The following is a 2126-nucleotide window of genomic DNA, read 5'->3' on the forward strand; positions in this document are numbered from 1 at the left end:
GGCCCCCGCCGCGTCGTAGGATGCGACCGCAATCATCCGTCCTACACCATGGGGGAATTGATGACGGGTCAGTGGACCGGACGGATCACCGTCGGGGGCCTCCTCGTTCACGGCCTCAGGCCAGTGCCTGCCGCGCGATCAGCGCCACCGCGAGCAGCCCGGCCAGCAGGGCCAGCAGCATCGCGGGGGAGAGCGCGGCGAACGGACCCTGCTGCTCCTGCAGCCGGGCCCGGTTGGCGCGGCACACGGGGCAGCGGCCCTCGCTCACGCGGCCGTTGCAGTTGGCGCACACCAGATGGTCGCAGGTCATGCGATCTCCTCCTCGCTGCCTCAGCCAACGCACCGGACGGGGCTTTGGTTCCTTTTCTTGCCCTGTGCGGGGGAGCGGCCAACCCCGGCCGCCACCTCCACTCTGCCAGGTTCTGGCCGTTCCGGCCCCCGGGCTGTGAGATGCCTCCCAATTTTCGGGGCATAACCGGATATTCTCCCCCAACTTTCGATTCTTGTCACGGGCCGACCCTGCAAGCCGGGCGCGGCTTCGCGTATGGTCCCAAGCCGGGAGCGGCCCTTTCCGCTCCCTCCGCCCGCCCCCGGGCCGGGCGCCCGGGGTGGACCGACCGAGGACTGGCGCCGCCTAGGATGGCCTCCGTGATGCAGCCGTGATCAGATTCGACAACGTCTCCAAGACCTATCCCAAGCAGAACCGTCCCGCCCTGGACAACGTCTCGCTGGAGATCGAGAAGGGTGAGTTCGTCTTCCTGGTCGGCTCGTCCGGCTCGGGTAAGTCCACCTTCCTGCGGCTCTGCCTGCGGGAGGAGCGTCCCAGCACCGGCGAGGTGCACGTGCTGGGCAAGGACCTGGGCAAGCTGTCCAACTGGAAGGTGCCGCACATGCGCCGCCAGCTGGGCACCGTCTTCCAGGACTTCCGCCTGCTGCCCAACAAGACGGTCGCGCAGAACGTGGCCTTCGCCCTCGAGGTGATCGGCAAGCCCAAGAGCGCCATCAACAAGGTGGTGCCCGAGGTGCTGGACCTGGTCGGCCTCGGCGGCAAGGAGGACCGCATGCCGGGCGAGCTGTCCGGTGGTGAGCAGCAGCGCGTCGCGATCGCCCGGGCGTTCGTGAACCGCCCGATGCTGCTGATCGCGGACGAGCCCACCGGAAACCTCGACCCGCAGAACTCGGTCGGCATCATGAAGCTGCTCGACCGGATCAACCGCACCGGCACCACCGTGCTGATGGCCACGCACGACCAGGCCATCGTCGACCAGATGCGCAAGCGCGTCATCGAGCTCGACAAGGGGCTGCTGGTCCGCGACCAGGCCCGCGGCGTCTACGGGTACCAGCACTGATCCTCCAGCGCTGAGCCCGTGGGCCGCCGGCCCGTCTCGCCCGACCAGCAGTACCGACCCTGGAGTTGTTACACGCATGCGCGCCCAGTTCGTCCTGTCGGAGATCGGTGTGGGTCTCCGCCGCAACCTGACGATGACCATCGCGGTCGTCGTCAGCGTCGCGCTCTCCCTCGCCCTCGCCGGTGCCTCCCTCCTGGTCCGTGACCAGGTGAACTCGATGAAGGGGTACTGGTACGACAAGGTCGAGGTGAGCATCTACTTCTGCACGAAGTCGGACGCCCGCAACTCGCCGCAGTGCCAGGCGGGTGCGGCGACCGACCCGCAGATCGCCGAGATCAAGTCCCAGTTGGACAAGATGGACTCGGTGGTCCAGTCCGCGACCTTCGAGAACTCCACCGAGGCGTACAAGCACTGGAAGGAGATGAACCCGGACAACCCGCTCATCTCCGTCCTCGGCCCGGACGCCATCCCGCAGTCCTGGCGGGTGAAGCTCAAGGACCCGACCAAGTACGACGTCATCCAGAGCGCCTTCGCCGGCAAGCCCGGCGTGAAGTCGGTCGAGGACCAGCGGAAGATCCTGGAGAACCTCTTCGGCCTGCTGAACGGTCTGCAGACCGCGGCGTTCGTGATCATGGTGCTGATGCTGTTCGTCGCCCTCCTGCTGATCGTCAACACCGTCCGGCCGCGTCGTCGCCCTTGGCCAGGCGCAGGTCGCACGGGTCCATGCCGCCGGGGCTGACCGCGATGGAGGTCTTGGCGGCGAACTTCTGGTCGTCC

Annotated in this window: 2 protein-coding genes and 1 pseudogene; 2 read left to right on the forward strand and 1 reads right to left on the reverse strand. The window is 67.5% G+C overall.

Going from position 1 to position 2126, the window contains the following annotated elements:
• Positions 1–115: 115 nt before the first annotated feature.
• The gene (locus ABZ885_RS39920; RefSeq protein ID WP_329929192.1) at positions 116–310 is read right to left on the reverse strand and encodes a hypothetical protein; all 195 of its coding nucleotides are present in this window, start codon (positions 308–310) and stop codon (positions 116–118) included.
• A 349-nt stretch (positions 311–659) separates the two neighbouring features.
• Between ABZ885_RS39920 and ftsE the strand changes: the two genes are divergently transcribed.
• Both ftsE and ftsX read left to right on the forward strand, forming a co-directional pair.
• The gene (gene ftsE, locus ABZ885_RS39925; protein WP_148644607.1) at positions 660–1349 is read left to right on the forward strand and encodes a cell division ATP-binding protein FtsE; all 690 of its coding nucleotides are present in this window, start codon (positions 660–662) and stop codon (positions 1347–1349) included.
• A gap of 76 nt (positions 1350–1425) precedes the next feature.
• Positions 1426–2060 (forward strand): annotated as a pseudogene (gene ftsX / locus ABZ885_RS39930) (permease-like cell division protein FtsX); the annotation flags it as partial.
• Positions 2061–2126: the final 66 nt, after the last annotated feature.

The organism is Kitasatospora sp. NPDC047058, assembly GCF_040643935.1.
Classification (GTDB): Bacteria; Actinomycetota; Actinomycetes; order Streptomycetales; family Streptomycetaceae; genus Kitasatospora.